This is a genomic window from Aminobacter sp. P4_H6_2, from assembly GCF_056400805.1.
Genome location: NZ_JBFUKO010000526.1, coordinates 1 through 3,848 on the forward strand (window position 1 = coordinate 1; position 3,848 = coordinate 3,848).

The 3,848-nt window shown below is 62.6% G+C and carries 4 protein-coding genes and 2 pseudogenes; all 6 read right to left on the reverse strand.

Going from position 1 to position 3,848, the window contains the following annotated elements; translation table 11 throughout:
- A pseudogene (locus AC1DUU_RS25775) lies at positions 1-305 on the reverse strand (ABC transporter permease); the annotation flags it as partial.
- 58 nt (positions 306-363) lie between these two features.
- Entirely contained in the window at positions 364-1,275 is a 912-nt protein-coding gene (gene osmF, locus AC1DUU_RS25780) for a glycine betaine ABC transporter substrate-binding protein OsmF (protein WP_476786213.1), read from the reverse strand.
- Between the two features lie 154 nt (positions 1,276-1,429).
- On the reverse strand, positions 1,430-2,632 hold the full coding sequence (locus AC1DUU_RS25785; RefSeq protein ID WP_476786214.1) for an MFS transporter: 1,203 nt from the start codon (positions 2,630-2,632) through the stop codon (positions 1,430-1,432).
- Positions 2,629-3,129 carry a transcription antitermination factor NusB gene (gene nusB, locus AC1DUU_RS25790; RefSeq protein WP_476786215.1) on the reverse strand — a complete coding sequence of 167 codons (501 nt, stop codon included), beginning with the start codon at positions 3,127-3,129 and terminating at the stop codon, positions 2,629-2,631. Before nusB ends, AC1DUU_RS25785 begins: the two co-directional genes overlap by 4 nt.
- A complete protein-coding gene (locus AC1DUU_RS25795) occupies positions 3,126-3,590 on the reverse strand; it encodes a 6,7-dimethyl-8-ribityllumazine synthase (protein WP_476786216.1) in 465 nt (154 codons plus the stop codon). Before AC1DUU_RS25795 ends, nusB begins: the two co-directional genes overlap by 4 nt.
- Before the next feature lie 116 nt (positions 3,591-3,706).
- Positions 3,707-3,848: pseudogene (locus tag AC1DUU_RS25800) on the reverse strand (riboflavin synthase); the annotation flags it as partial.

Genomic DNA, 3,848 nt, shown 5'->3' on the forward strand with positions numbered 1-3,848 from the left:
AACGTATTGCCCTCCGGCGTCAAGTGACTGCCGGCGACGCCGATCAGCAGCGCAAGCGACACAAGCGCCAAGACACTCGCACCCAGGCGCGCAGCCAGCGGTGTCTTGAAGAGCGCGACAAGCCCTACTGCCATCAGCATCGCCAGAAGGGCCGCCCCCACGGGTGACGGCAAGGCCTCGATAATCGAGCGCGGTTCACCTGCTACAATGCGGTTGGCGCGAAAAGTGGCGAATGGCGCCACAACAGCACCATAGGCGGTGATTGCGGCAATCACCACGCCAAGCTTGTCGAACCTGATGCCCACGACTGCGATGCGTCCCCGGTTCCGTCGGCGCGCCCATAGGAGGCGCGCCAATGGAAGCTTACTTCAGAAAGCCGTTCTTCTTCAGGAAATCTTCGGCAACGGCCTTGGCCGGCTCACCGCCGACCTGAACGCGGCCGTTGAGTTCCTGCAGCGTGACCAGATCGAGCTTTTCGAACACCGGCTTGAGAAGGGTTTCGATCTCCGGATGCTGCTTGAGGACAGCTTCGCGGATGATCGGGGCCGGCTGGTAGACCGGCTGCACGCCCTTGTCGTCGCTGAGAACAACCAGGCCCGAAGGCGCGATGCCACCGTCCGTGCCATAGACCATGGCGGCATTGGCGCCGTTGGTCTGGTTGGCGGCAGCACCGATGGTGGCAGCCGTGTCGCCGCCCGAAAGGGTGATCAGCTGTTCCGGCTTGAGGGTGAAGCCATAGGTGGTCTGAAAGGCCGGAAGGGCTGCCGCCGAGTTGACGAACTCGGACGAGGCCGCGAGCACGACAGCGCCGCCGCCAGCGACGTATTTGCCGAAATCGCTGAGGGTGGCGAGCTTGTTGGTCTCGGCCACATCCTTGCGCAGCGCGATCGCCCAAGTGTTGTTGGCCGGCGACGGCGACAGCCAGACGATCTTGTTGGCGTCATAGTCGAGCTTCTTGGCCGTCTCGAAACCCTTGGCGGCATCCTTCCAGACCGGGTCATCGGCCTTTTCGAAGAAGAAGCCGGCATTGCCGGTATATTCGGGATAAATGTCGATTTCGCCGGCGGTAATCGCCTTGCGCACGACGGGCGTCGCTCCAAGCTGGATGCGATCGGTGGTGGCGATGTTGTTGGCATCGAGCACGGCCTTGATGATGTTGCCGAGCACGCCACCTTCGGTGTCGATCTTGGAAGACACCACCACCTGCGCGTTCGCCGCGCTGGTGGCGAGGCCGAGCGCGATGATCGCAGCGGCGATTGTACTGGTTTGACGCATAATGAAGCCCCTTCTCGTTCCCGGAATTCGGTGGCGCATATGAGCATGGCGGCCAGCTTCCGTCGGGGCATACGGTTTCACAATGCGCAGGGGCTGCGCAATATTTTTTTGTAGTTCGAAGAAATCGGCAGCCGTGACTGCCGACATCCTCCTGTCAGGCGGTTTGACGCTGACGCGTCAGCGACAGAGCCACAAGCGCCGCCAGGCAGACGGYGCAGACAGGGAAGACGATCCAGGCCAGCATCTCCCAGCCATAAGCGTTGTAGACAGCACCGGACATCAGCGAGGCCAAAGCGACGATGCTGAACAGGACGAAGTCGTGGAAGCCCTGGACCTTGCCTTTTTCCGATGGGCGATAAGCGGTCGAGACGATGGCGGTTGCGCCGATGAAGCCGAAGTTCCAGCCAAGGCCGAGCAGGATAAGCGATGTCCAGAATTGCCACAACGCGATGCCCGACAACGCCACGATGGCGCAAACGATCAGCAGGAACAGGCCCAGCGCCACGATGCGCTCGGCGCCGAAACGCTGGATCAGGCGGCCGGTGAAGAAGCTTGGGCCAAACATCGCCATGACGTGCCAGGAGATGCCGAGCGTCGCCTCGTCGGGTGAAAACCCGCAGCCGACCATGGCGAGCGGCGCACCGGTCATGACGAAGGTCATCACGGCATAGCTGCCGACGGCGCAGACGAGAGCCGCGGCAAAGCGCGGCTGGGTAACGATTTCGAGCAGCGGGCGCGCATCGGCCTGCGAGATCGCGTCGTGCGCTTCCGTTGCGCCCTTCACCTTCAGGAACGACAGGATGACGGCGCCAACCGCCGCAAGGCCAATGATCGCGGCAAAAGAGCCGGCGAACATGACGGGCGCGAACAGTTCGCGCGTGAAGATGACGATCTGCGGACCAAGAATGGCGGTGATGATGCCGCCAGCGAGCACGAACGAGATCGCATTGGCCTTGAACTGGGGCGGCGCGTTGTCGGCGGCCGCAAAGCGGAACTGCTGGACGAACGCACTGCCGACGCCAAGCATCAGCAGGCCGAAGACAAAAAGCCAGAATTCCGAACGGAAGAGGCCCAACGTTGCGAGGGCGCCACCGGCTGCGGTGACGGCGGTGCCGAACATGAAGCCGTGACGCTGGCCGAGGCTGCGAATGATCGCAGCCGCCGGAAGTGCGCCAAGTGCCAGACCAACGCTGAAACCGGTGATCGGGGCGGTTGCCAGCGACTTGTCGGGTCCAAGGAGATAGTAGCCCGCCAGGCCACCAAGCGAAAAGGCAATCGGGGCGGCAGAGCCTATGATGGCTTGCGATGCGGCGAGAATGTAAGCAGTTCGCCGCGCGTCGCGTTCGCCACCGGTCATAATGCGTCCTTGCCCTTACCCTCGCCGCGCAGCTTTCGGGAAACGCGATCAAGCACGGCATTGACGAGCTTGGGCTCGTCGTCTGCATAGAAGGCCTTGGCGATGTCGACATATTCCGACACGATCACGGCCACAGGAACGTCCTGGCGCTTCATCAGTTCGAAGACACCGGCACGCAGGATGGCGCGCAGCGTCGAATCGAGCCGCGACAGCGGCCAGTCTTCGGTCAAAGCCTGGCGGATGACCGGGTCGACGATCTTCTGGTTTTCGACCACACCGGCGAGGATAGCCCGGAACCACTGGGCGTCGGCCTCGCGGTAGAGCGCGCCGTCGACTTCCTTGCCAAGGCGGAACGCCTCGTATTCGGCGGTGATTTCGAGCAGGCCGCTGCCGGCGACGTCCATCTGGTAGAGCGCCTGCACGGCAGCCAGACGGGCGGCACCGCGTTTGTTGGCCTGGCGGACGGGCGGTTGGCCGTTATCTTCAGGAGACGTCACGAGCGTGCTGCTCCAAGTTTTTCGCGCAAGGCGATCATGGTGAGGGCTGCCCGCGCGGCAAAGCCACCCTTGTCGCCCTCGGTGCGGCGGGCGCGTGCCCAAGCCTGATCATCGTTTTCGACAGTCAGGATACCGTTGCCGATGCAGATCGATTCCGCAACCGACAGGTCCATCAAAGCACGGCAAGATTCGTTGGCGACGATGTCGAAGTGATAGGTTTCGCCACGGATGACGGTGCCAAGCGCGACATAACCATCATACTGGGTGCCTTCGTCATCGGCTGCGTCGAGCGCAAACGAGATCACGGCCGGAATTTCGAGGGCGCCAGGAACGGTCACCACATCGTAGGAAGCGCCGGCGGCGTCCAGAGCAGCCTTGGCGCCGTCTAGCAGCGCATCTGCGAGGTCGTCGTAAAAGCGCGCCTCAACGATGAGGAGCTTCAGTTTCTTGTCGTTGGCCATGTCAAATCTCCGGCAGGAGCGGCTGACTTAGGCCGAACCCGATGAGTTCGCAAGCGAAGTGTTAAGCACTGTGGCAGGAAACCGCTGGCCGGTCGACCAGCGGCTGGCGCCTCGTGTCAAAGCCCTTCGCTGGCCGCCTCGGCTAGGCGCGCGGCATAGCGCGCCATGGTGTCGATCTCGAGATTGACGCGGTCGCCGACCTTGCGCTCGCCCCAGGTCGTCACCTGCAAGGAATGATGAATCAGCAACACATCGAAG